Source organism: Labrys sedimenti (assembly GCF_034424805.1).
GTDB classification, from domain to species: Bacteria; Pseudomonadota; Alphaproteobacteria; order Rhizobiales; family Labraceae; genus Labrys; species Labrys sedimenti.
The window spans coordinates 254,906-278,142 of the sequence record NZ_JAXOUF010000003.1 but is presented as its reverse complement, the minus strand read 5'-3'; the positions used below and the strand labels follow the sequence as shown (position 1 = coordinate 278,142).

General features: G+C 65.8%; 22 protein-coding genes, 1 tRNA gene and 1 pseudogene. 2 read left to right on the top strand and 22 right to left on the bottom strand.

All coding sequences use genetic code 11. The features are described from left to right. Positions 1 to 170: 170 nt before the first annotated feature. The gene (locus U1R88_RS12945) at positions 171 to 998 is read left to right on the top strand and encodes a class I SAM-dependent methyltransferase (protein WP_322431587.1); all 828 of its coding nucleotides are present in this window, start codon (positions 171 to 173) and stop codon (positions 996 to 998) included. Positions 999 to 1,010: 12 nt separating this feature from the next. Here the strand turns inward: U1R88_RS12945 and U1R88_RS12940 are convergent, their stop codons facing one another. The 7 genes from U1R88_RS12940 to U1R88_RS12910 all read right to left on the bottom strand — a co-directional run bounded on the left by U1R88_RS12940 (position 1,011) and on the right by U1R88_RS12910 (position 10,156). Further along, positions 1,011 to 4,190, bottom strand: coding sequence for an efflux RND transporter permease subunit (locus tag U1R88_RS12940; RefSeq protein WP_425545419.1), 3,180 nt, complete (start codon positions 4,188 to 4,190; stop codon positions 1,011 to 1,013). A 2-nt stretch (positions 4,191 to 4,192) separates the two neighbouring features. Continuing rightward, a complete protein-coding gene (locus tag U1R88_RS12935) occupies positions 4,193 to 5,500 on the bottom strand; it encodes an efflux RND transporter periplasmic adaptor subunit (protein ID WP_322431586.1) in 1,308 nt (435 codons plus the stop codon). A 243-nt stretch (positions 5,501 to 5,743) separates the two neighbouring features. Further along, positions 5,744 to 7,159 (bottom strand): DHA2 family efflux MFS transporter permease subunit, encoded by a 1,416-nt coding sequence (locus U1R88_RS12930; protein ID WP_322431585.1) that lies wholly within the window; start codon positions 7,157 to 7,159, stop codon positions 5,744 to 5,746. Between the two features lie 8 nt (positions 7,160 to 7,167). Continuing rightward, positions 7,168 to 7,830 (bottom strand): TetR/AcrR family transcriptional regulator, encoded by a 663-nt coding sequence (locus U1R88_RS12925; RefSeq protein WP_068292841.1) that lies wholly within the window; start codon positions 7,828 to 7,830, stop codon positions 7,168 to 7,170. A gap of 154 nt (positions 7,831 to 7,984) precedes the next feature. Next, a complete protein-coding gene (gene modA / locus U1R88_RS12920) occupies positions 7,985 to 8,797 on the bottom strand; it encodes a molybdate ABC transporter substrate-binding protein (RefSeq protein WP_322431584.1) in 813 nt (270 codons plus the stop codon). Between the two features lie 265 nt (positions 8,798 to 9,062). After that, positions 9,063 to 9,716, bottom strand: a complete 654-nt coding sequence (msrA, locus tag U1R88_RS12915; protein WP_322431583.1) for a peptide-methionine (S)-S-oxide reductase MsrA — start codon at positions 9,714 to 9,716, stop codon at positions 9,063 to 9,065. 119 nt (positions 9,717 to 9,835) lie between these two features. Continuing rightward, positions 9,836 to 10,156 carry a hypothetical protein gene (locus tag U1R88_RS12910; protein ID WP_082979975.1) on the bottom strand — a complete coding sequence of 107 codons (321 nt, stop codon included), beginning with the start codon at positions 10,154 to 10,156 and terminating at the stop codon, positions 9,836 to 9,838. A gap of 258 nt (positions 10,157 to 10,414) precedes the next feature. Here U1R88_RS12910 and U1R88_RS12905 point away from each other — a divergent pair. Next, positions 10,415 to 10,504, top strand: a tRNA-Ser gene (locus tag U1R88_RS12905). Here the strand turns inward: U1R88_RS12905 and U1R88_RS12900 are convergent. From U1R88_RS12900 to trbB, 15 genes and pseudogenes are all read right to left on the bottom strand, one after another. Further along, positions 10,475 to 12,121: pseudogene (locus tag U1R88_RS12900) on the bottom strand (recombinase family protein); the annotation flags it as partial. The gene U1R88_RS12905 and the pseudogene U1R88_RS12900 overlap by 30 nt on opposite strands. Then, positions 12,118 to 12,516 (bottom strand): HVO_A0114 family putative DNA-binding protein, encoded by a 399-nt coding sequence (locus U1R88_RS12895; RefSeq protein ID WP_322431582.1) that lies wholly within the window; start codon positions 12,514 to 12,516, stop codon positions 12,118 to 12,120. The gene U1R88_RS12895 and the pseudogene U1R88_RS12900, both read right to left, overlap by 4 nt. Further along, positions 12,513 to 12,869, bottom strand: a complete 357-nt coding sequence (locus U1R88_RS12890) for a toxin-antitoxin system TumE family protein (protein ID WP_322431581.1) — start codon at positions 12,867 to 12,869, stop codon at positions 12,513 to 12,515. The genes U1R88_RS12895 and U1R88_RS12890 overlap by 4 nt, the downstream gene beginning before the upstream one ends. Positions 12,870 to 13,002: 133 nt before the next feature. After that, positions 13,003 to 13,221, bottom strand: a complete 219-nt coding sequence (locus U1R88_RS12885; RefSeq protein ID WP_322431580.1) for a hypothetical protein — start codon at positions 13,219 to 13,221, stop codon at positions 13,003 to 13,005. 213 nt (positions 13,222 to 13,434) lie between these two features. Then, positions 13,435 to 13,677 carry a DUF2274 domain-containing protein gene (locus tag U1R88_RS12880; RefSeq protein WP_322431579.1) on the bottom strand — a complete coding sequence of 81 codons (243 nt, stop codon included), beginning with the start codon at positions 13,675 to 13,677 and terminating at the stop codon, positions 13,435 to 13,437. Further along, entirely contained in the window at positions 13,674 to 14,918 is a 1,245-nt protein-coding gene (locus tag U1R88_RS12875; protein WP_322431578.1) for a TraB/TrbI/VirB10 family type IV secretion system protein, read from the bottom strand. The genes U1R88_RS12880 and U1R88_RS12875 overlap by 4 nt, the downstream gene beginning before the upstream one ends. Further along, entirely contained in the window at positions 14,915 to 15,991 is a 1,077-nt protein-coding gene (gene trbG, locus U1R88_RS12870; protein WP_425545418.1) for a P-type conjugative transfer protein TrbG, read from the bottom strand. The genes U1R88_RS12875 and trbG overlap by 4 nt, the downstream gene beginning before the upstream one ends. After that, the gene (trbF, locus tag U1R88_RS12865) at positions 15,988 to 16,671 is read right to left on the bottom strand and encodes a conjugal transfer protein TrbF (protein ID WP_322431577.1); all 684 of its coding nucleotides are present in this window, start codon (positions 16,669 to 16,671) and stop codon (positions 15,988 to 15,990) included. The genes trbG and trbF overlap by 4 nt, the downstream gene beginning before the upstream one ends. Beyond that, on the bottom strand, positions 16,671 to 17,975 hold the full coding sequence (gene trbL / locus U1R88_RS12860; protein ID WP_322431576.1) for a P-type conjugative transfer protein TrbL: 1,305 nt from the start codon (positions 17,973 to 17,975) through the stop codon (positions 16,671 to 16,673). Before trbL ends, trbF begins: the two co-directional genes overlap by 1 nt. A 3-nt stretch (positions 17,976 to 17,978) precedes the next feature. Next, on the bottom strand, positions 17,979 to 18,335 hold the full coding sequence (gene trbK-alt / locus U1R88_RS12855) for a putative entry exclusion protein TrbK-alt (protein ID WP_322431575.1): 357 nt from the start codon (positions 18,333 to 18,335) through the stop codon (positions 17,979 to 17,981). Positions 18,336 to 18,351: 16 nt separating this feature from the next. Continuing rightward, positions 18,352 to 19,116 carry a P-type conjugative transfer protein TrbJ gene (gene trbJ, locus U1R88_RS12850; RefSeq protein ID WP_322431574.1) on the bottom strand — a complete coding sequence of 255 codons (765 nt, stop codon included), beginning with the start codon at positions 19,114 to 19,116 and terminating at the stop codon, positions 18,352 to 18,354. Then, on the bottom strand, positions 19,113 to 21,551 hold the full coding sequence (gene trbE / locus U1R88_RS12845; protein WP_322431572.1) for a conjugal transfer protein TrbE: 2,439 nt from the start codon (positions 21,549 to 21,551) through the stop codon (positions 19,113 to 19,115). The genes trbJ and trbE overlap by 4 nt, the downstream gene beginning before the upstream one ends. A 13-nt stretch (positions 21,552 to 21,564) precedes the next feature. Next, the gene (locus U1R88_RS12840; protein WP_322431571.1) at positions 21,565 to 21,843 is read right to left on the bottom strand and encodes a VirB3 family type IV secretion system protein; all 279 of its coding nucleotides are present in this window, start codon (positions 21,841 to 21,843) and stop codon (positions 21,565 to 21,567) included. Further along, complete coding sequence (locus tag U1R88_RS12835; RefSeq protein WP_018390147.1) at positions 21,843 to 22,175, bottom strand: TrbC/VirB2 family type IV secretion system protein; 333 nt, start codon at positions 22,173 to 22,175, stop codon at positions 21,843 to 21,845. Before U1R88_RS12835 ends, U1R88_RS12840 begins: the two co-directional genes overlap by 1 nt. Beyond that, positions 22,172 to 23,188, bottom strand: a complete 1,017-nt coding sequence (trbB, locus tag U1R88_RS12830; protein ID WP_322431570.1) for a P-type conjugative transfer ATPase TrbB — start codon at positions 23,186 to 23,188, stop codon at positions 22,172 to 22,174. Before trbB ends, U1R88_RS12835 begins: the two co-directional genes overlap by 4 nt. Between the last annotated feature and the right edge of the window lie 49 nt (positions 23,189 to 23,237).

Here is a 23,237-nt window from a genome sequence, read left to right as displayed (position 1 = left end):
CAAGACGCTTTCTAGAACGCTTATGACAAAGCGCCTGCGCAGGGCAAGTCCCCCGCGCGCTCCAGCCGATACTGCGGCATGTCTGTCATTGCTTGGCCGCCCGCGGTATAGTGGCCGCCGAACTTACGATGCCACCGCTTAATACCATCCCGCCAAGAAAGGATGTGGCCATGGACATCGAAGGCGCCGTCGCCAGCCATTACACGCAAGGTTCGCTCGAACGCACGCTCTTCGCGGCGCTGGAGGCCGCCGGCAAGGATCCCGACCGCCTTACCACTGCCGACCTCGCCGGCATCGACGAGTTCCATCTGGGCTGGGCGGCCGCCACCGAGGAGCTGGCGGAAGATCTCGGTTTCACCCATGCCATGCATGTGCTCGATGTCGGCTCGGGCATCGGCGGGCCGGCGCGGCATCTGGCGCAGGCGCTCGGCTGCAGCGTCACTGGTATCGACCTCACTGCCGAATTCGTCACGGTGGCGGAAGCGGTGACCCGGCGCTGCCACCTGTCGGGACGGGTCTCCTTCGTGCAGGGCAGCGCCCTCGCTCTGCCTTTCGAGACCGCGACCTTCGACGGCGCCACCCTGTTCCATGTCGGCATGAACATCGCCGACAAGGATATGCTCTTTCGCGAGATACGCCGGGTGCTCAGGCCGGGAGCACGCTTCGGCGTCTACGACATCATGCACCAGGACAAGGGGGAATTGCCCTACCCGATGCCCTGGGCGATGACCTCGGCCACCAGCTTCGTGGAGCCGCCGAGCCGCTACCGCCAGGCCCTGGCCCAGGCCGGCTTCAGCCTGGAACTCGAGCGCAGCCATCGCGACCTTGCCCTTCGGCTGGGCCGCGAGATGAGGGAGAAGGTCGCGCGCGACGGCCCCTCGCCGCTCGGTCCCCAGGTCCTGATGGGCGAGAACGCCCCGCTGCGCATCGGCAATGTGATGTCGGCCCTCGCCGACGGGCTGATTGCGCCCATCGAGATGATCGTGCGGGCCGCCTGAGAAAGCTCGCCTTCACCGCATCGCTACCGCGCGCGGTTCGGGCAGGACTAGATCCTGGTCCTCCCTCGGCTCTCCCGCCAGGACGGCTTCCGGCGGCTCGCTCGGCTCGCCTGAATCGCGGCCGCTTCTCAGCCATTTCGAAAAGCCGTCGAGGTAGAGATAGATCACCGGCGTGGTGAACAGGGTCAGCACCTGGCTGACGATGAGGCCGCCGACCATGGCATAGCCGAGAGGCTGGCGGATCTCCGAGCCGGTGCCGGAGCCCAGCATCAGCGGCACGCCGCCGAGCAAGGCGGCCATGGTGGTCATCAGGATCGGCCGGAAGCGCAGGAGGCAGGCTCGCCTTATCGCCTCCACGGCGCTCATGCGGTGGTCGCGCTCGGCGACGATGGCGAAATCCACCAGCATGATGCCGTTCTTCTTGACGATGCCGATCAGCAGGATGACCCCGATCAGGGCGATCAGGCTGAAGTCGAAATGGAACAGCAGCAGCGTCGCCAGCGCTCCCACACCTGCCGAAGGCAGGGTCGAGAGGATGGTGAGGGGGTGGATGAAGCTCTCATAGAGGATGCCGAGGATCAGGTAGACCACCACCAGGGCCGCGACGATCAGCATCGGCACCGAGGCGAGCGAGTCCTGGAAGGCCTGAGCCGTGCCCTGGAAGGTCGAGCCGATGGTGGCCGGCAGCTCCATGCGCTTTTCCAGGGCCTCGATGGCAACCGTCGCCTGCCCGAGCGCCACGCCGGGCGCCAGGTTGAAGGAGATCGTCACCGCCGGGAATTGCCCCTGATGGTTGATGGCGAGCGGGCGGACCGGATCGGTGCTCCATTTCGCAAAGGCCGAAAGGGGCACCTCTCCCCCGGTGGTTGGCGAGCGCAGATAGACCTGCTGCAGCGTCGCCGTGCTCTTCTGCAGCGAGGGCAGCACCTCCAGGATGACGTAATAGGTCGAGAGCTGGGTCGAGAACTGGGCGATCTGGCGCTGGCCGAAGGCATCGTACAGCGTGGCATCGATGATGTCGGGCGTCAGCCCGTAGCGGGCCGCCTGGTCGCGGTCGATCGACAGGGTCAGCGTGGTGCCGGATGCCTGCTGGTCGGAGGCGACGTCGCGCAGTTCCGGCATCGCCTTCATCGCCTCCAGGAGCTTGGGCGCCCATTGGTTGAGCTGGTCGATGTCGGTGCCCTGCAGGGTGAACTGAAACTGCGTGCGCGAGGGCCGGCCGCCCAGGCGCACGTCCTGGGCCGATTGCAGATAGAGCCGAGCCCCCTCGACCGAGGCGGTCTGGCGCTGCAGGCGACGGATCACCTGGTCGGCCGAGGCGCTGCGCTCGTCGCGCGGCTTCAGCGTGATGTACATGGTGCCGTCATTGAGGGTGTTGCCGTTGCCGCCCATGCGCATCGCCATATGGGCGATGGCCGGGTCCTTCAACACGATGGCCCCGAGTTCCTCCATATGGCGCGCCATATCGGCCACCGAAGTATCCTGCGCCGCCTCGACGACGCCGGTGATCAGGCCGGTATCCTGCTGCGGGAAGAAGCCCTTGGGGATGATCACGAACAGGTAGCCCGACAACGCTACCGTGGCGAAGAAGGTCAGCAGGGTGATGAAGCGGAAGCGCAGCACCAGGTCGAGGCCACGCTCATAGGCGTTCACCATGCCCTCGAAGAAGGATTCACTGAGCTTGTAGAGTCTGCCGTGACGCTCCTCATGGATCGGCTTGAGGAAGCGCGAGGCCATCATCGGCGTCAGGGTCAGCGACACGAAGGCCGAGACCACGATGGTCATGGCGAGCGTGATCGCGAATTCCCGGAACAGCCGCCCGATGATGCCGCTCATCAGGAGGAGCGGGATCAGCACGGCGATCAGCGAGATGCTGATCGAGAGGATGGTGAAGCCGATCTCGCCGGCCCCCTTGAGGGCGGCAGCCATCGGCTTCTCGCCCTCCTCGATATGGCGGGTGATGTTCTCCAGCATGACGATGGCATCGTCGACCACGAAGCCCACTGCGATGGTCAGCGCCATCAGCGAGAGATTGTCGAGGCTGTAGCCGGCCAGCCACATCAGGGCGCAGGCGCCCAGCAAGGCCAGCGGCACGGTGATGGAGGGGATCACCGTGGCCCACACACTGCGCAGGAAGACGAAGATGACCATGACAACGAGGCCGATGGTAAGCAGCAGCGTGAACTGCACGTCCTTCACGGCGGCGCGGATGGTCTGGGTACGGTCCGACAGCACCGAGATCTTGATGGCGGGCGAGATGCCGGCCTCCAGGCGGGGCAGCACCTTCATGACATTGTCGACGGTATCGATGACGTTGGCACCGGGCTGCTTGAAGATCACCAGGAAGACGCCGCGCTTGCCGTCGGCCCAGCCGGCCTGGGTGTCGTCCTGGGGGGCGCTGACCGCCTGCCCGATGTCGCGCACGCGCACGGGACTGCCATTGCGATAGGCGATGATGACGTCGTTCCAGTCCTTGGCGTCGGTGAGCTGGTCGTTGGCATAGATGGTGTAGGAGCGGGTGGCGCCGTTGAAGGTACCCTTGGGGTTGTTGACGGTGGTGACGGCGAGCGGTGTTCGCACGTCCTCCATCGACAATCCCTTGGCCACCAGCTTGGCGGGATCGACCTGGACCCGGATGGACGGGGTCTGCTGGCCGCCGACATTGACCTGGCCGACACCGCCGATCTGGCTGATGGCCTGGGCCAGCTTGGTGAGAGCCTGGTCGGAAACCTCGGTCAAGGGCAGCGTGTCGGAAGTGGCGCCGAGCAGCAGGATGGGGGAATCGGCCGGATTCACCTTCCGATAGGTCGGCGGGCTCGGCATGTTCTTGGGCAATTGCCCGTTGGCGGCATTGATGGCAGCCAACACGTCGGCGCCTGCGCCGTCAATGTTGCGGGAGAGGTCGAATTGCAGGGTGATCTGGGTCGAGCTCGTCTGGCTCGACGAGGTCATCTCCGAAATACCGGGGATCAGCGAGAACTGCGTCTCCAAAGGCTGGGCGACCGACGAGGCCATGGTGGCGGGATCGGCACCCGGCAGGCTGGCGGAGACCTGGATGGTCGGGAAGTCCACTTCCGGCAGCGGCGCCACCGGCAATTGGGGATAGGCGATGATGCCCACGAACAGGATGCCCACCATCAGGAGCGTGGTGGCCACGGGATAGCGGATGAAGGGGGTGGAGATGCCGGGCATGATCAGTCTGCCTTTCCTGCATCGCCGCCTGCCGGCAGGGCGGCCTGATCGGCAACCTTGCCATCCGGGGACGGCAGCGGTCGCGCCTCGACCTCCGCGCCGTTCTGCAGGCGCGCCTGGCCCGAGACCACGACCTTCTGCCCCACCGTCAGGCCCTGGCTGACCACGGCACGGCCATTGCCGCTCATGCTCACCTGGATCGGCACCGCCAAGGCCTTGCCGTCATCGCCGATCACATAGGCGAAGAGGCCCGATGGTCCATGCTGGACGGCATCCTCGGGCACCACCAGGACCTGCCTGAGTGTGTCGACGAGCAGGCGCGTATCGACCGACAAGCCCGGCCAGAGCGCATTGTCGGCATTGTCGAAGCGCGCCTTCAGGCTGATCGTGCCCGTCGCCTGGTTGACCGTGTTGTCGATCACGGCCAGCGTGCCGTGGGAAAGGACCGTCTGGCCGTCGGAACTCAAGGCTTCGACCGGGGCCGCCCCACGCTCGAAGGCCCTAGAGCGATTTTCGATCCCATTGGATCGAAAATCGCTCGTCGTTTCAGAAGGATTGACGCGTTTTTCCGATCCGGTCGGATCGGAAAACGCTTTGGCGATGGCCGGCAGCAGGTCCTGGGGCTCGGTGAACTGCACCGCGATGGGCTGGAGCTGGGCAATGGTGACGATGCCGTTCTGGTCGGCGGCGTGCACGATGTTGCCCGGGTCGATCTGGCGGAAACCGGTGCGGCCGGTGAAGGGCGCCTTGATGGTGGTGTAGTCGAGATTGGTGCGGGCATTGGCGATGGCCGCATCATCGCCCTCTATCTGCGCCTTGACCTGGTCGACCAAGGCCTGCTGGGTGTCGACGGCCTGCTGCGATTCGAAGCTCTTCTGGGCGAGGTTCTGGAAGCGCTGCAGGTTCAACTGGTCGTTTCGAAGGCTGGCCTCGTCTTGGGCCTTCTTGGCGACTGCCTGGTCCAGCGCGGCCTGGTAGGGACGCTTGTCGATCTCCACCAGGGCATCGCCCTGCTTGACCATCTGTCCCTGCTTGAAGAACACCCGAGTGATCTCCCCGTCGACCCGGCTTCTCACCGTCACCGTCTTGAAGGGTGAGACCGTGCCGAGACCGTCGACCTCGACCGGGTAGTCGGCTTTCACCGCTTGCGTGAAGGTCACCGGCACCTTGGCGGCGGGCGTGGCCTGGGCCTCGGGCGCCGGCGCGGCCTGCGCCAAATGGCGCCAGGCCGCGTAGCTTCCCAGCCCGACCACCAGGATTGCCAGTCCGGCGGGCCAGCGGCGCCGTCTGCGTTCATATTCGATATTCATGGATCCGATCCGTCGAATCGCGCCTGCCTGCAAGCGCGCCTGTTCTCGGACGTTTCGTCGCTCATGCACTCGAGCCCGATGCATAAGCCAGGAAACGTCCTGGGGTTCGAATCCGATTTGGGCGGCGATGACGACGGAAGTGTGGGCCAGTGTTAAGGGATGTTTCTGCCCGCTTTCGATTGGTGTCTGGAGGGGTCGGATCACCCCATCGTGATACCCCGTGATGGGGTCAGGCGCGTTGTTTCACTCTGCTGCGGCGGGCGTCCGCGGCACTGGCGCCGGCGCGAGCAGTTCGCTGCCGACATTGCGCGGCAAGGTGAGGAAGATCAGGCCCGAGGTCATGGCGATCATGCCGATCATCAGGAACACCGGCGGAAAGACCGGCGCGGTGAGATGGCTGGCCCCGTGCAGGTGCATCGAGGTTTCCAGTGCCAGAGCGGCAACGGAAACGCCGACCGAACCCGCCAACTCCTGCAGCACCGAGGTCATGGAGGTGACACGGCCCATCAGTTCAGGCGGGATGTCCGAGACGCCGGCGGTATTGATCGAGGTGAATTGCAGCGAACGGGTGAAGCCGGCGGCGAGCAGGGTGAGCGAGATCAGCAGCACCGGCATGCCGGCGTGGAACAGGGCCGGGGCCGCCACCAGGACAGAGGACAGCACCGCGTTCAAGGTCAGCACGCGGTAGAAGCCGAACCGGCGCAGAATCGGCCCGGCCAGTGCCTTCATGGCCAGGGCACCGGCGGCAGTGGCAATGGTCAGAAGGCCGGACTGAAACGGATTGAAATCGAAACCAAGCTGGAAATAGAGCGCCAGCAGGAAGGGCGTGGCGCCCACGCCGATGCGGAACAGGAAGCCGCCGCCGATCGCGGCCCGGAAGGTCGGAAAGCGCAGCAGCCGCAATTCGATGAGCGGATTGGCGACGCGCCCCGCATGGTAGACATAGAGCCCGATCAGGGCGAGCCCCGCTACCGCAAGGCCGATATTGACGCTGGCGGGCACCACGTCGAGGCCGGACAGCGTCGCCCCGCCCATCAGGGCCACCAGGCCCGGTGCCAGGAGGAGAAAGCCGACGAGGTCGAAAGGCCGCCGCTCGTCCTCGCGCACATTGGGCACGTAGAGACTGGCCAGGACGATGCCGAGCACCGCGATGGGGATGTTGATCCAGAAGATCAGGCGCCAATGGAAATAGGTGGTGATGAAGCCCCCCAGCGGCGGCCCGCTGAGCGGGCCGAGCAAGGCCGGCAGGGTCAGCCACATCATGGCGTTGACGAGGTCGTGCTTGGGCGTGGTCTTGAGAATGATCAGCCGGCCCACCGGCGTCATCATCGCCCCGCCCATGCCCTGGACGATGCGGGAGGCCACCAGTTCGGTGAGGTTGGAGGACAGACCGCAGGCGATCGAACCGAGGCCGAACACCACGATGGCGGCGCGGAAGATGGTGCGGGCCCCGAAGCGATCGGCCATCCAGCCGGAGGTCGGGATGAAGATGGCCAGCGACAGCAGATAGGAGGTGAGGGTGAGCTTGAGGTAGATCGGGCTGGTGCCGAAATCGCGCGCGATCGTGGGCAGTGCCGTCGACAGCACCGTCGAGTCCAGGTTCTCCATGAACAGGCCGGTAGCGATGATCAGCGGCAGCAATCGGCCCTGCGATGTCACCCCCTCGCTCACGAGGGCACGCTGGCCTTGCGCCCACGCTTGCCGGGTTCGAGCCGGGTGACCCGCCCTTCCGGCACCGGCCGCCCCTGGGCAATGCCGTTGAGCGCCATGTCGACCACGTCGCGCGTCACCTCGATGTCGGACAGGTAGTCGGCGCCCACGCCGATCCACGCCATGCCGATCAGCAGTCGCGCTGCCATGTCGGCGTCATAGATCCGGGCCTCGCCGCGGCGCTGGGCCTCCTCGATCACGGTGATCAGACGCTGGGCGATGGCGCCGCGCCGGCGGCGAAAAATGCGCCGCTTGGAGTTCTCGCCCTCGTTGAGGTCGCGGATAGTGCTGAGATGGGTACGCACGGTGGGCACGATCTCGGCGACGAGATAGGTCAGGCGCTCGCGGAAATTGCCCTCGCGCAGCAGGGCCGTGTCGAGCCGGACCTCGAGATCGTCGAGCGTCTGGGCAAACACCGCTTCGAACAGGGCTTCCTTGCTGGTGAAGTAGCGATAGACGGTGGCCTTGCCGATGCCGGCCTCGAAGGCGATATCGTCCACCGAGGCCGCATCATAGCCCTGGCGCGCGAAGATGCGACCGGCCGCGTCCAGCAAATTGTTACGCCGGACGTCGCGCCAGTGCTCTTCTCCCGAGGACTTGTCGTCCGTGCGCTGCTCCATGATGGCCCCGAATCAAAACCCGCCGGTTACGGATAAAACCAGCGAGTCTCATTTCTTGCCCGAATTCCGGCAAAATTGGGAGAGGGGGAAGCAGGAGATCAGACACAATCGAGTGAAGATTGTTGCCGGACGATGAAGCAGGTCCCTCCCCGCCCTACTCCTTCAGCAGCGTGAACCCGGCCTTGGCGAAGGGCTTCTGGCCATCTGCCGTCTTGAGATAACCCAGGAAGCCAGCGGCATCGGCATTGTTGGACGACGCCGTCAGGCCGAAGGGATAGACGATCGGTTCATGCGAATCCTCGGGGAAGGTGGCGACGACCTTCACCTTTGGATCGGCAGCCGCATCGGTGGCGTAAACCACGCCGAACTTGGCTTCGCCGCGTGCGACCAGCGCAAGGGCGGCACGCACATTGTCGGTCTGCGCGAATTTCGGCTCGACCGCCTTGAGGATGCCGAGTTTCTCGAAGGCAGCCCGGGCATATTTGCCGGCCGGCACCGTCTTCACTTCGCCGACGGCGATCCTGCCCTCGCCGATGGCGCCGGCGAGATCGACGCCGGGCTTGAGTTCGATGGTCGTGGCGGCATCGGCCGGCGCAATCAGCACCAGGGCGTTGCCGAGCAGCTTCACCACGCTGTCGGGTTTGATCAGCTTCTTGTCGACGCCGTATTTCATCCAGTCGAGATCGGCGGAGGCGAAGGCATCGGCCGGCGCGCCCTGCTCGATCTGCTTCATCAGCGCCGAGGAAGCGGCATAGGAAATCACCACCTTCTTGCCCGAGCTTGCGGTCCAGGCCTTGGCCGCCTCGTCGAGCGAGCCCTTGAGGCTGGCGGCGGCGAAGACGGTGACGTCCCCCGCTCCAGCCTGCGCGGCCTTGGCGGCGGAAGCGTCCTCGGCCCGCGCCATCACGGGCGCGAAGACGAGACCGACGGAGAGAGCCAGAAAAGCCCGGCGGGCAAAGCGAAGCATGGTGAGATCCCCTGACAGCCATGATGGTTATATATCAAGGGATATAGCGGCGAGGGAGAGAGCGCAAGGCAGGCCGGCAGGCGCGAATGTCGCGCCTGCCGGATCGTGATCGAAGAAAAGCGGAGCCCGGCCGGCTCAGATTTTGTCATGCCCGGGCTTCGTCCCGGACATCCAGGCACCACCGGCCCTGATTCCGCCGCTGGATTGCCGGGACGAAGCCCGGCAATGACAAAAATCGAGTTTCATCGATTTTCGGTCAGGCTCTTCAGGCCGCGACGCCCACGCCGATCGGGCAGGAGACACCGGTGCCGCCCAGGCCGCAATAGCCGGCCGGGTTCTTGGCCAGATATTGCTGGTGATAGGCTTCCGCATAATAGAAGGGCGGTGCCTCCACGATCTCGGTGGTGACGGCGCCATAGCCCTTGGCCGCCAGCGCCTCGTTGTAGCGCGCCTTGGCCGCCTCGGCCGCCTGGCGCTGCGCCTCGCTGGTGACGTAGATGCCCGAGCGATATTGCGTGCCGATATCGTTGCCCTGGCGCATGCCCTGGGTGGGATCATGGGCTTCGAAGAACACCTTCAGCAGCTGGTCGTAGGAAATGGTCTTGGGATCGAACACCACCTTCACCACTTCGTTGTGGCCGGTGAGGCCGGAACAGACCTCCTCATAGGTGGCATTGGGGGTGAGGCCGCCGGCATAGCCCACCGCCGTGACCACCACGCCCGGGGTCTGCCAGAATTTGCGCTCGGCGCCCCAGAAGCAGCCGAGGCCGAAATAGGCCGTCTCGCTGCCTTCGGCATAAGGCCCCTTCAGGGCCGCGCCGTTGACGAAATGGGTATCCGCCGTCTCGATGGCCTCGCCGCGCCCCGGCAGGGCTTCGTCGGCGGAGGGAAACGCCGTCTTCTTGCGAAAGCCGAACATGGTTCTTCCTTCCTGTTCTTATGGTCAAGTTCTATGGCTACTTGGCCAATATGGGGGCGCGGACCGCCCTTGTCAGGGGCCCTTTCATCACGGATGCGTCAGCCTGGCTGCGCCGCCCCTCACAGATGCGAGACATAGCCGATCCGGCTCGCCGGCGGGCGTCCCAGCCAGAAGAACAGGGCCGAGGCCAGCACCAGCACCAAGGCGAAGGGCAGGCCGAGCAGGGGTGAAACCAGATTGTTCCACAAAAAGACCGAGAGAGAGGCTTCTACCCAGGCGCGCATGTGCTCATAGCTCGCGGGGCTGAGCCAGAGCCAGACCGCGCGCACCGGCAGGAAGACGACATGATTGTCGGCGATCGAGCGCGTGCCGTCGACCACCGCGGCCACGAAGGCAGCGGCAGCCAGGAACAGGCCGAGCGAACGAGCCAGGAAACGCATCACGCACTCCACCACTGCACGCGCCTGCCGAGAACGGCAGGACTCACACAGTCTAGCGCAGGGCCTCCCTCGCGCGTAGGAAATTCGGGCTCGAACGTGAACGCTTCCGAAGAGGCGAGCAGACAATCCGCATCAGGCCCGAGCCGCGTCCTGCATGCCGCATGCGGCTTGCCTGGCGAATGAAAGCGCCGTCCCCTTCAAAAAACTGCAATCTCCCGTTTACAAATTGCCCCGACATCGCCATAAGCACCGCTCGACGGAAGGGTGGCCGAGTGGTTGAAGGCGCACGCCTGGAAAGTGTGTATACGGGAAACCGTATCGCGGGTTCGAATCCCGCCCCTTCCGCCATTTCAGTCCCAAGCTGGGCACGCCGATTGCCGCCGATTTCCCTCCAGAAACGGCGGCAAGTGTGCGGAGCAGCTCTCCCTTCGATCCCATGATGCGAACTTCGGCCTCTCCGACCTCGACCCGCTGGGCGAAGGCGCGCAGGTGATCCCGCCGATAACCGCCCCCGTCGAGGCGGATGCGCTGCCGCGCCACATCGGCGAACCGGCGCACAGTGGCGGGCGTCACCGCCTGGCTGCCGGAGCTTTCGAGCGTCGCCTGCGCCCGCTCGGCATCCACCTGCGCCTGGTCGCGAAGCGCCTTCAAACCGGTGATGCGGTCTTTCAATGCCGGATCGCTAATATCGGCCACGCCTGATTCGATCGCGTCATAGAGGCGCTTGAGCCGAAGGTCGGTCTCGGCCGCCCGGCGGTTCAACTCGGCAATATGCTCCTGGCGACGCTCGGCCCGCTCGTGCCGACGATCGAGGACCGAGGCCAGCACTTCCTCCAGCCGATCGGGCTGGAGCAGCCGATCCTCGATATGGCCGGCGACGATGCTGTCCAGCTTTTCCATCGGAATCGAGCGGCCCGAGCAGCCGGTCTCGCCCTGCCGCGCCTTGATCGAGCAGGTGTAGTAGCGATAGCGCCCGCCCTTGCCGGTGCGAATCGTCATGGCGCCGCCGCACTTGGCGCAGAAGCAGATGCCAGTGAGCAAGGTCGGGCCACTGACGACGCGCGGCGGCGTGACCTTGGGATTGCGGGCCTTGAGATGCGCCTGGACGGCGTCGAAGGTCTCAAGGTCGATCAGCGGCGGCACGGGAACCGTGACGATCTCGCTGAGCGGCTTCAACTCCTTGGTTTTGGAGCGCTTGTTGAACTCGTGCTCGCCGATATAGGTGCGGCGGGTCAAGATACGGTGAAGCTGGCCGATGCCCCAGCGCCCACCATCGCGGGTGAAGATGCGGCGCGCGTTCAGATGGCTGACGATCGCTTTGACGCCCATCGGGCCGGACGTGCCGTTCCCCTCCAGCGCCAGCCGGTAGATCAGCCGCACCGTGTCGGCGTGCAGCGGATCGATCTCCAGCTTCTTCTTGGTCTTCGCCCCGCGCTGCTCGGCCGCGACGATGCGGTAGCCGATCGGCGGCAGTGCGCCGTTCCAGAAGCCCTGCCGGGCGTTCTCCTTCAAGGCGCGCATAACGTGCTTGCCGTTCTCCTTGGACTGATACTCATCGAACAACGCCATGATCTGGCGCATCATGACGTGCATCGGATCGTCACCCATCTCCTGGGTGATCGAGACCAGCTTCACCCCGTTCTTCGCCAGCTTGCGGACATAGAATTCCAGCTCGAAGTGATCGCGGAAGAAGCGGCTGAACGAATGGACGACGACGATATCGAAGGGCGCGGGCTTGGTGGTGCCTGCCTCGATCATGCGCTGGAACTCGGGACGGCGATCGTTGGTTGCGGTCGCGCCCGGCTCGACGAAGGTGTCGATGAGCTGGTAGCCGCGCGACAGGCAGTAGGCCTCGCCCTGGCGCTTCTGGTCGGGGATCGACACATCGTGCTCGGCCTGCCGCGCGGTCGAGACGCGGAGATACAGGGCGGCGCGCGTGGCGATGCTGGGTGTTTCAGCGTTCATGACCGGCCTCCCGCTGACATGGCGAGCGGCGCATGGTGCTCCGTCAGAGGCAAGTCCAGCGCCACGCGATCATGGATGACCTTGGGCGCGAGCTTGCGCCCGCTGCGCTCCATGCGGATCAGGCCATAGCCAACCATGGTTTTCAGGGTCCGCGACAGGTTGGACTTGGCCCGGCCGGTGATGTCGGACAGTTCCTCCACCGACCCCGGCGCCTGCTCGGCGATGATGCGCAACAACTCGCGGTTCCCGGCAGACAGCACCTTGGCGAAGGATTCGGTCGAGGTGAACCACACCTTCGGCTCGTCGGGCCTGGGTTTCTCCTCCCCGCGCGCGATCCGCATCGTGCGGGCCTTCATCTCCTCGTAATCGGCAATCCCGACCTTCAGCGTCGTCATGGGAGAACTCCTCGTTCCTTCAGCACCGCGTCCACCAACTGCCAGAAGTCGGCCATCAATGTGCCGGCGTCCTGATAGTCGTATGGCTTCACCGTCTGGAGCCGATGCCGATGATCCTGCGGCTCGCCCCGTTTCTGGCGGCCGACCGGATGGGCATTGTCGAAGCCGACCAGCCGTTCGCCCGAAGGCCCGTGAAGCGTGAGCGAATAGTCGAGGCCATGCGGCTTCCCCGGGGAGACCGGAATCCGCGTCGCCACGAACTTGACCCAATGACCGCCCGCGGGATCGACGACGAGCATTTGGCCGTCGAGATCCAGCAAAGCGTCAAGGCTCGGATCGCGACCCTCGCTCATGCCCAATACATATCAGACTGAGATAACAATGCAAGCCTCCTGATGCTCAGGACGGCTTCGGACGATGGTCGGAAATTGGCGTCCTGGGGAATGATGGTCGGGTCGATCGCGACCTGTCGCCGCTTATACGGCCTCAACGGGACGGCCCGAACAGCTCGTCGAAGATATCGCCGAACCACGCCTCGAACAGGTCGATCTCGGCCTCTGTCACCGGCACACGGTCAGGCCAGTCGTCAGTGACGATCCAGGTTTCGACATCGTGTTTCGGGGGACGGCCGATGCGCGGGGCCGGCGTCTCGATCTCGTCCTGCGGGACATAGTCGTAGAGATCGTCGGGCAGGATACCGGACACGACAGAGAGCCGACCTTGCGAGTGATCAGCGCCGCGCCGGGACATAGGAGTCGCTTCTTGTGAGAATACCAATCGTAAAGACACTCGCCCCTTCGCCCTGACGCCGCGCAATTCTCCCAGCATCGGCAGATTGCGCGTCGTGTGAAGACAGCGCTTTGCGATACCTCGGTTGGATACTGCGATCAGTCCCGCGACGATGGACGGGTGTCGGCATCATGACTGCCCGCCCGTGGCCGACGGCATAGTCCGCCTCGCCTTCGCGAAGGCCCGATCCGTCTGGATGAACCGCTCCAGCATCGGCACGATCAGGCGGACGGGATCGGTCGGCGGGTGGTTGTTCTCGCGACCAAGCGCTTCGGCATAGGCCGTGAGGTCACGGTGCAGGACAGCGGGCAATTCGACCGTCAGCTTCACGGGCTTGTCGTCGGCGATCGGGCCGAGTTTCAGCTTGGTCATGGTGTGGCTCCGTAGGCTTCGAGCACGAGATCTCTCGTAACAACAACACGGACGGGGAAACCCGGCCTGATGGTCAGCGTCGGCGCGATGTTGAGCTGGCGCTGGACGATCTGCCGGCCGGTTTGACCGATGCTGTCGGATGCGCCGTCGCGGATGGCGCTGAGCAGATCGCTCTCGTCACTGGACGATCCCGTGTTGGCGCCAATGCTGAGGAGTGTCGAAAGCGCCGCCGCCTTGAACAGTTCGCCCCAATGATAATCGACGCCATCCTCCAGCCCCGCATAGCCTTCGGCGTCCGCGCCCGGCTGGCGCTCCAGAACGATCGAGCGGCCGTTCGGCATGATGAGCCGGTTCCAGACCAGCAGGACACGGCGCTGGCCGAAGCCGACGCCATTGTCGTACTGGCCGATCAGCCGTGTGCCCTGTGGTACGAGCAGAATGCGACCGGTCGGGCTGTCGTAGATATTCTCCGTCACCTGGGCGGTGATCTGTCCGGGCAGATCGGAGCGGATGCCGGTGATGAGCGCAGCCGGAATGACTGCGCCGGCCTGAAGGATATTCGGCGACGCCGGCGCGGCCAAGCGATCCGGCGCGACGGTGCGCCGGTCGGCCGCCTGATTGAGGAAGGCGAGCTGCCGGTCCTGCGCGGTGGGCGTCGCTGGCTGTGGCGCGAGGCCGAGGCTCGTCAGGTCCGGGAGCGGAGTTGGGACATTGGCGGGCGCGGTCGCTGGTGACGCGACGTTGCGCGTCTCGGTCGAGGCAAACAGCCGGCCGGTCCGCGCCGCCTCGATTTCCTGAAGCCGCCGCTGCTCTTCGGCGCTGAGACCGGGCGTCACTGCGCCGGGCGTGACCATGCCCGGTGCTGGCACGGGCTGGCCACGGTTCTGCGCATCCAGGATAGGTCGGCCGAGATCGCCGGGCAAAGCGGGTCCGAGGACCGGGCCGGTATAGTCCTTGGGCAGGCCGGAAAGACCGTCCGGGGTCGAGCGGTTGTCGGTGGAGATCAGTTCCTCTGGCCTGCCGCCGTCGCGGGTCTGGAGCGCATAGATCAGCGCGCCGCCAATACTGAGGCTGCCGACCAGGCCGAGACCGGCCAGAACCTTCCGCGACAACCGGGTGACGCGCGGCGGTTCGGCACGAAGGCGCATCGGTGCGACCGGCTCGCCGGTCAGCGGACGGGCGTCATCGTCGTCCGGCGTCGGCCCTGGCTTCGCGCTCTTATCGGGATCGATCTCGCTCACGATGCTGGCCTCCCGTCAGTGCGGGTGATGCGGACGCGCTTCTGGTTGTCACCCGTACCGAAGCGCAGTTCGGCGGCGGCGAACAGCCGATCGACGATCATGTGACGGCCGCGCACCCGGTAGTTCACCAGTTCGGAGGTATTACCCTCGGGACCGACGACGAACAGCGGCGGCATCTCCCCTTGCGCGATGCCGCGCGGGAATTCGATGAAGACCTGCCGACCATCGTCGAAGGCGCGGAGCGGCCGCCAGGGCGCGCGGTCGCCCTCGATCGCATAGCGGAAGTTGACGTTGGCGAGATCGACACCGCTGGCGACCGGCTGCGCGGCCTCGGCTTGTTGGTTCTGACGACGCAGGGCGATGAGCTGGTCCTGCGGATATTGCCAGGACACCGACGCCATATAGGTCCGCTCGGTCGAGCGCAGCTCCATATGGTAGGTGCGCAGATTGGTATTGATGACGAGATTGGTCATCAGATCGGTGCGGGTTGGCTTAACCAGGATATGGACCTGTTGGGTCGCCCCCGAACCGCTCAGCGTGTCGCCGATGATCCAGCGCACCGTGTCGCCGGCGGCGACCGGACCGGAGCCGACGAGGGTTTCGCCGGGCTGAAGCGCGATGTCGGTGATCTGCCCGACGGCGGTATAGACCTGATAGAGCGCGCCGCCGGTATAGGGATAGACCTGCATGGCGTTGATGAAGCCGTCGCGGACCGGTTGGACGCGGGCCTGCGCGTTCGCCTGATTGACGCGCGCGGCGGGATCGGTCGGCTCGGGCGTCTGACGCGAGCGCTCCACCCGCTTCATCTGGCCGGGCAGCGGCAAGGGCCGGGGCAGTTCGACGACGGTGACGGGCGCTGGGGGATCGACCGTCTGCACGGCGGGCGCAGCATCGTCATAGGCGATCTCGGGCGGTTTTTGCGTCGTGGCGCAGCCGGCGAGCGCCGTTGCGGCAAGCAGCAAAACTGCGAATGAGCTTTTACGGAAAGCAGGCTTTCCGGCTCCGCACATCGGCGGCATTGCGTGAATATGGTTCGCCGGATGTCCGGCGGTCAGTTGAGACGGCCGGATCATTGTCCAAGCTCCTTCGACCAGTTGATGGCGTTGACGTATATTCCGAGCGGGTTGGCCCGGAGCTTCTCGGCGTCGCGGGGTGGCGCAACAGCAATGGTGAGAATGGCGCTCCAGCGCGATGTCTCGGCCAGCGAGCCGTCCTGATAACGGCGCTCGACCCAGGCGACACGGAAGCTGTCCGGTGAAGCGCGAATGACAGACGACACCTCGACAGCGATCTGCTGCTTGCCGACCTTGGTGAAGGGGTCGTTGACGCGGGCATAGTCGTTCAGCGCCATGGCCCCGCGATCGGTGGTGAACTCATAGGCGCGCAGCCAGTTCTGCCGCACGATGATGGCGTCGGCCGGAATGCTGCGGACCTGCTCGATGAAGCGCGCGAGGTGCCAGGCGATCTGCGGATCGGTCGGGCGATAGTCGGCGACGGCCGGGGCAATGGCTTGCGCTTGCCCGAGCTTATCGACCTGCACCACCCACGGCACGATCGAGCCATTGGCCGATTGCCAGACCAGTGCGCCGGACAGACCGGCCGACAGGATCAGCGATCCGAAGGCCATCAGCCGCCAGTTCTTCGCTTGCAAGCGGGCCGAACCGATGCGGTCGTCCCAGACTTGGGCGGCGCGTTGATACGGCGTCTCGGGTTGCGGCGTCCTGCCGTAATGCGTGGAGGGTCGTTTGAACATCAGCGGTCGCTTTCGGAGAGGTTGACGGAGGAGCCGCCGCCATGGCTGTCGCCGGATTTGACGGCATGGGCGGCGGCCTGGATGCCGTGGGAGGCTTGCTGGCCGCGCTTCATGCGCTTGGCCCATGCGGGCGGGCCGTCAGCGCTGGCGGACGAAGACGATGCGGATGGAGCGTCGGCGCTCGCGTTCGGCGCGGCCTCGCCGGTGACGGCGCGTTCGCCGGCCTGGAAGCTGTCCTTCATGGAGGCGGCGGCGCGCTTGAATGGGCTGGCGATGGCGGACCCGGCCTGGGACGCGCCGGTACTGGCGACACCCGATGCGCCTCCGGCCCGATAGGCGGCGGTCGCACCACCCGCGAGGGTCGCGCCGCCTCTGGCGGCAGCGGCAGCACCTCCGGCAAGAGCGGCCCCGCCGGACGCGACGGCGCCGATCGCAGCACCTCCGGCGGCGACCATACCGCCTGCGGCGAGACCCGTTCCAATGGCCGCGCCCGCACCGAGCTGCGGGCCGCCAGAGACGAGGCCGTTGGCGATGCCGGGACCGAAGATGCCGAGGCCGAGCAGCGATAGCGCCGCCAGCACGATCGCCATGGCGTCGTCGATCGTCGGCGCCGTGCCACTGACGCCCGCGGTGAACTGGCTGAACAGTGTCGAGCCGATGCCGATGATGACCGCCAGCACCAGCACCTTGATGCCGCTGGAAATGACGTTGCCGAGCACCCGTTCGGCCATGAAGGCGGACTTGCCGAACAGGCCGAAGGGAATGAGTACGAAGCCAGCCAGCGTCGTCAGCTTGAACTCGATCAGCGTGACGAAGAGCTGGATGGCGAGGATGAAGAAGGCGAGCAGCACCAGCGCCCAGGCGAAGAGCAGGCAGGCGATCTGGATGAAGTTCTCGAAGAAGGAGATCCAGCCCATCAGGCCGGAGATCGATTCGAGCAGCGGCCGTCCGGCGTCGAGACCGACCTGCGCCACCTTGCCGGGGCGCAGGAGATCGGCTGTCGTGAACCCCGTGCCCGAAGCCTTCAGGCCAAGGCCGGCGAAGCTCTCGAAGACGATCCGCGCGAGATTGTTCCAGTTGCCGATGATGTAGGCGAAGACACCGACGAACAGCGTCTTCTTGATGAGGCGTCCGATGATGTCGTCATCGCCGCCCATCGACCAGAACAGCGCCGCCAGCGTCACGTCGATGACGATCAGCGTCGTGGCGATGAACGCGACCTCGCCCGACAGCAGGCCGAAGCCACTGTCGATATATCGGGTGAAGACGGCCAGGAACTGGTCGATGACGCCGGTGCCGCCCATGCTCTATCGCTCCTCGGCCGGTTCCGCAGGCGCGGTCTGTTTGGTGATGGGTTCGTCGTTCGCAGAGATGGAAGGCGCGGATTGCGGGGCCGTGGGTCGCGGCGACCTGTCGAGACCGAGGAAGCGGTCACGGCTCGCGGCCCAGATGCGCAGACATTCGGCATCACGCGCGCCGGCCTCGCCGAGACGCTGGCACCGGCGCTGCCCCACACGCAGCGGATCGGGTGCGGCTGGCGCGACTACGGCGGGAGCAGGATCAGCCGGCGTGTCGTCCTTGCGGGTCATTTGGATCGCGGTGGCGGTGATCGCAACGCCCGCAAAGACAGCGGCGGCGATGCGGGCGAGCGTCTTGCCTTCCATGGCGCGTCTCTCCCGGTCAGTTGTTGCCGTTATTGAACATCTGCGCATTGCCGGGCTGGTAGCCCGTGCCCGGCGTCAGGAACCGCCGACGCTGCTCGCGGCCCTGTTCGGCTGCGGCGGCCCGCTCGGCCTCGGTCAGCGCCTGCGCCCGGCCGTTGGCGGCAACGACGGCGGTGAGATCGGCAAGCTGCTGGGCCTGGAGCGCGAGAAGCTGGTTGCCGGCCTGTGTCGCCTGAAGTGCGCCGGTCGCGGACTGGCTCGATCCGACCAGCGCCGCCATCTGGCTGCGGTTGGTGTCGATATTGCCGACGACGCCGGCCTGCACCTTCATCGCGTCCTGCAAGCCGCCGACGGTATTCTGCCAGCGCGAGCGGGCATCGGAGACGAGCTGGCTGTCGGAGGCCGACATCGAGACGTTGCCGTATTTCTGCTGGAAGAGCTGGTCGATCTGCTGGACGTCATAGGCGACGTTCTGCGCCTGTTTCAGAAGCGCTTGCGTCCGCTGGACCGACTGCTGGAGCTGTTGCAGCGAGGAAAATGGCAGACTGGCGAGGTTGCGGGCCTGATTGATCAGCATCTGCGCTTCGTTCTGAAGCTGCGTGACCTGCTGGGTGATCGACTGAAGGGTGCGCGCCGCCGTCAGGATGTTCTGGCTGTAGTTCCAGGGATCGAACACCGTGATGGCATGGGCCGGCGTCGTCACCGTGATCGGCGACAGGGCAAGCGGCACGGACAGGATGGATGCGGCGAAGAGGGCCGCGCGTGAACGACGAAGCGTCATGATGAAATCTCCAAGTTGGTGAGGTCGGGGATGAGGTCGGCGGCCCAGGCGACGCCGCGATGGCGCAGCCAGGCGGTGAGGAAGCGGTCGCGGCCGTGCTCGGCGACGATGCGGGCTATCTCGGCCTGATCGGTCTTCGACGAGGCGGCGCAGAGCGCCAGCGCCACATCGGACAGACCCAGCTCGAACAGCCGGTTGCCGCGCCGAGACTGGCAGTAGTAATCCCGCTTGGGCGTCGCCCGTGCGAGAATCTCGATCTGTCGGTCGTTGAGGCCGAAGCGGCGATAGATGGCTGTGATCTGCGGTTCGATCGCCCGTTCGTTCGGGAGTAGAAGCCGGGTCTGGCAGCTTTCGATGATGGCGGGTGCGATGGCGCTCCCATCGATGTCGCTCAATGACTGCGTGGCGAAGATCACGGACGCGTTCTTCTTGCGCAGCGTCTTCAGCCATTCGCGGAGCTGGCCGGCGAACCCTTCGTCGTCCAGCGCCAGCCAGCCTTCGTCGATGATGATGAGCGTCGGTGAGCCGTCGAGCCGGTCGCCGATGCGGTGGAACAGGTAGGCCAGCACGGCGGGCGCGGCCTCGGTGCCGATCAGCCCTTCGGTCTCGAACGCCTGAACCGTGGCGGAGCCAAGATATTCGGCCTCGGCGTCGAGCAGACGGCCATGGGCGCCGCCGACGCAGTAAGGCCGGAGCGCCTGCTTCAGGTCGTTCGACTGAAGCAGGACCGCGAGGCCGGTGATGGTGCGCTCTGCCACGGGTGCGGACGCCAACGAGGTCAGCGCCGTCCAGATATACTCTTTCACCTCCGGGGTGATGGCGACGCCTTCGCGGGTCAGGATGGCCACGATCCAATCGGCCGCCCAGGCACGCTCAGGGACATCATGGATGCGGGCGAGCGGCTGAAGCGACACGCTCTCGTCGCTGCCGTCGCTCAGTCCGCCGCCGAGATCGTGCCAGTCCCCACCCATCGCCAGTGCGGCGGCGCGAATACTGCCGCCGAAGTCGAAGGCGAAGACCTGCGCACCGGCGTAGCGCCGGAACTGGAGAGCCATGAGCGCGAGCAGTACGGACTTGCCCGCACCGGTCGGGCCGACGACGAGCGTGTGCCCGACGTCGCCGACGTGAAGGGATAACCGGAACGGGGTCGAGCCTTCGGTCTTGCCGAAGAGCAGTGGGGGCGCTGCAAAATGCTCGTCCCGTTCCGGACCCGCCCACACCGCCGAAAGCGGGATCATGTGGGCGAGGTTCAAAGTCGAAATCGGCGGTTGCCGGACATTGGCGTAGACATGGCCGGGCAAGCTGCCGAGCCAGGCGTCCGCTGCGTTGATGGTTTCCGCCATCGCCGTGAAATCGCGGCCCTGGACGATTTTTTCCGTCTGCCGGAGCTTCTCGTCGGCGAGACGCGGATCATCGTCCCAGACCGTGATCGTCGCGGTGACATAGGCGACACCGGCATAGTCCGCGCCCAGTTCCTGCAGGGCCATGTCGGCATCCGCCGCCTTGTTGGCGGCGTCGGTATCGACCAGGGCCGAGGCCTCGTTGGTCATCACCTCCTTCAGGATGGCGGCGATCGACTTGCGCTTGGCGAACCATTGCCGCCGGATCTTGGTCAGCAGCTTCGTCGCGTCCGTCTTGTCGAGCAGGATGGCGCGGGTGGACCAGCGATAGGGAAAGGCCAGCCGGTTCAGCTCGTCGAGCAGGCCGGGCGTGGTCGCGGTCGGGAAACCGACGATAGTCAGGACGCGCAGATGCGTCGAACCTAATCGCGGCTCCAGCCCGCCGGTGAGCGGCTGGTCGGCAACGAGCGCGTCGAGATACATCGGCGTTTCAGGCACGCGGACGCGATGGCGGTTGGTTGAAACGCAAGAATGCAGATAGGTCAGCGTCTCGGCGTCATCGAGCCACAGGCATTCGGGCATGAAGCCTTCGACCAGTTGCAGCACGCGGTCAGTGCGATCGACGAAGACGGTGAGCATCTCGCGTCCATCGACGCCCGACCGCTTGCGGCCCTCGTACAGCCAGGTCTCCGCCCGTGCCGCGTCCTCGGCCGGCGGCAGGTAGGTGAATGTCAGGAAGTAGCTGGACTCGAAATGGCTTCCCGCCTCCTCGAAGTTCGCCTTGCGCTCGGCGTCCACCAGTGCCGAGGCGGCATCGGGAAATCGGCTGGCTGGATAGGACGCTGCCTCATGGCGCTGTGCTTCGACGAAGATCGCCCATCCCGATCCGAGGCGGCGGAAGGCGTTGTTCAATCGGCCGGCGACGGCGACCAGTTCGGCCGGCACGGCGCTATCGAGGTCTGGACCGCGAAACCGCGCGGTGCGCTGGAACGAGCCGTCCTTGTTGAGGACGACGCCGGAACCGACCAGCGCTACCCACGGCAGGAAGTCGGCGAGACGGATGGCGGTGCGGCGATATTCTGCGAGGTTCATCATGGGATCGGCCTCCTCAAACGCCGAGATGGCCGGAGATGCGCAGATGGCGGCGCACCACATCGACGAACATCGGATCGCGCTTGGCCGCCCAGACGGCGGCAAGGTGCCCGACCGCCCAGATGGCGAGGCCGACCAGCCAGAGGCGCAGACCGAGGCCGAGCGCCGCCGCCAGCGTGCCGTTGAGGATGGCGAGACCACGCGGCGCGCCGCCGAGCAGGATATGCTCGGTCAGCGCCCGGTGGACCGGTACGGCATAGCCCGGCACCTCGACCTGCTCGACGCCGCCCGCCATCAGACCAGTGCCCCGCCGCCGAACGAGAAGAACGACAGGAAGAAGCTCGACGCGGCGAAGGCGATCGACAGGCCGAAGACTATCTGGATCAGGCGGCGGAAGCCGCCTGAGGTGTCGCCGAAGGCCAGCGCCAGACCGGTCGAGATGATGACGATCACCGCGATGATCTTGGCGACCGGCCCTTCGATCGACTGGAGAATGGATTGCAGCGGCGCTTCCCACGGCATCGACGAGCCGGAGGCGTAGGCGGCGGGCGCCAACATGAGGCTGAGGGAAACGGTGGCGGCGGCCATCGCCATGTGGCGGCAGCCGCGCGAAAGCGTGCGGATCATCGGATATCTCCTGTGGGTTCAAGATTGAGGTCGGGCTGGATGTCGCCGCCGTCGTTGACGGCAGGCACGACGCGGTAATCGCCATCGGGGCCGAGGCCTTCGACGCGGGCGAGTTCAACGAGGCGGCGCTGCGATCCACGCCCGGCCAGGACCGCGACGAGATCGATCGTCTCGGCGATCAGCGCGCGCGGCACGGTGACGACGGCCTCCTGGATGAGCTGTTCGAGGCGGCGTATCGCGCCGATGGCAGAGCCGGCGTGGATTGTACCGATGCCGCCGGGATGGCCGGTGCCCCACGCCTTCAAGAGATCGAGTGCCTCGGGGCCGCGCACCTCGCCGATCGGAATGCGATCGGGCCGCAGCCGGAGCGATGAGCGCACGAGATCGGAGAGCGAGGCGACGCCATCCTTGGTGCGCATGGCAACGAGGTTGGGTGCTGCGCATTGAAGCTCGCGCGTATCCTCGATGATGACGACGCGATCGGCGCTCTTCGCCACTTCGGCCAGCAGCGCATTGGTCAGGGTCGTCTTGCCGGTGGACGTGCCGCCGGCGACGAGGATGTTGGCGCGTCCCGCGACTGCCGTGCGCAACGCCTCGGCCTGTTCCGTCGTCATGATGTCGGCGCCGACATAATCGTCGAGTGTGAACACGGCGACGGCGGGCTTGCGAATGGCGAAGGCCGGCGCGGCGACGACGGGCGGCAACAGCCCCTCGAACCGCTCACCGCTCTCGGGCAGTTCGGCGGAGACGCGTGGTGCGCCGGCATGGACTTCCGCGCCAACGTGATGCGCGACGAGGCGGACGATCCGCTCGCCATCGGCTGGGGCGAGCCTCTCGCCCGTGTCGGACAGACCTTCCGCCAGCCGGTCGATCCAGAGCCGCCCGTCCGGGTTCAGCATCACTTCGACGACGGCGGGGTCTTCCAAAAATCGCGCGATGGCGGGGCCGAGCGCGGTGCGCAGCATCCGCGCGCTTCGCGTCAAACTCTCCGAATTCTGGTGCGATACCGCCATCCGATCCCCGATCTCGCCGGGGACAACACAGACGCTTCCCGGACGGGGA

Bases quoted from the DNA above. Each gene is read 5' to 3' on its own strand.
- U1R88_RS12840 (WP_322431571.1), bottom strand. From the start codon at position 21,843: ATGGCGGGCGGCGTCGAGCAGGTCGAGGTGCCGGGCTATGCCGTACCG.
- U1R88_RS12910 (WP_082979975.1), bottom strand. From the start codon at position 10,156: ATGCGTTTCCTGGCTCGTTCGCTCGGCCTGTTCCTGGCTGCCGCTGCC.
- trbF (WP_322431577.1), bottom strand. From the start codon at position 16,671: ATGTTCAAACGACCCTCCACGCATTACGGCAGGACGCCGCAACCCGAG.
- U1R88_RS12895 (WP_322431582.1), bottom strand. From the start codon at position 12,516: ATGACGACGCTGAAGGTCGGGATTGCCGATTACGAGGAGATGAAGGCC.
- msrA (WP_322431583.1), bottom strand. From the start codon at position 9,716: ATGTTCGGCTTTCGCAAGAAGACGGCGTTTCCCTCCGCCGACGAAGCC.
- trbE (WP_322431572.1), bottom strand. From the start codon at position 21,551: ATGATGAACCTCGCAGAATATCGCCGCACCGCCATCCGTCTCGCCGAC.
- U1R88_RS12940 (WP_425545419.1), bottom strand. From the start codon at position 4,190: ATGCCCGGCATCTCCACCCCCTTCATCCGCTATCCCGTGGCCACCACG.
- U1R88_RS12945 (WP_322431587.1), top strand. From the start codon at position 171: ATGGACATCGAAGGCGCCGTCGCCAGCCATTACACGCAAGGTTCGCTC.
- trbJ (WP_322431574.1), bottom strand. From the start codon at position 19,116: ATGACGCTTCGTCGTTCACGCGCGGCCCTCTTCGCCGCATCCATCCTG.
- trbG (WP_425545418.1), bottom strand. From the start codon at position 15,991: ATGATCCGGCCGTCTCAACTGACCGCCGGACATCCGGCGAACCATATT.
- trbL (WP_322431576.1), bottom strand. From the start codon at position 17,975: ATGGGCGGCACCGGCGTCATCGACCAGTTCCTGGCCGTCTTCACCCGA.
- trbB (WP_322431570.1), bottom strand. From the start codon at position 23,188: ATGGCGGTATCGCACCAGAATTCGGAGAGTTTGACGCGAAGCGCGCGG.
- U1R88_RS12935 (WP_322431586.1), bottom strand. From the start codon at position 5,500: ATGAATATCGAATATGAACGCAGACGGCGCCGCTGGCCCGCCGGACTG.
- trbK-alt (WP_322431575.1), bottom strand. From the start codon at position 18,335: ATGGAAGGCAAGACGCTCGCCCGCATCGCCGCCGCTGTCTTTGCGGGC.
- U1R88_RS12890 (WP_322431581.1), bottom strand. From the start codon at position 12,869: ATGAGCGAGGGTCGCGATCCGAGCCTTGACGCTTTGCTGGATCTCGAC.
- modA (WP_322431584.1), bottom strand. From the start codon at position 8,797: ATGCTTCGCTTTGCCCGCCGGGCTTTTCTGGCTCTCTCCGTCGGTCTC.
- U1R88_RS12925 (WP_068292841.1), bottom strand. From the start codon at position 7,830: ATGGAGCAGCGCACGGACGACAAGTCCTCGGGAGAAGAGCACTGGCGC.
- U1R88_RS12835 (WP_018390147.1), bottom strand. From the start codon at position 22,175: ATGATCCGCACGCTTTCGCGCGGCTGCCGCCACATGGCGATGGCCGCC.
- U1R88_RS12880 (WP_322431579.1), bottom strand. From the start codon at position 13,677: ATGACCAAGCTGAAACTCGGCCCGATCGCCGACGACAAGCCCGTGAAG.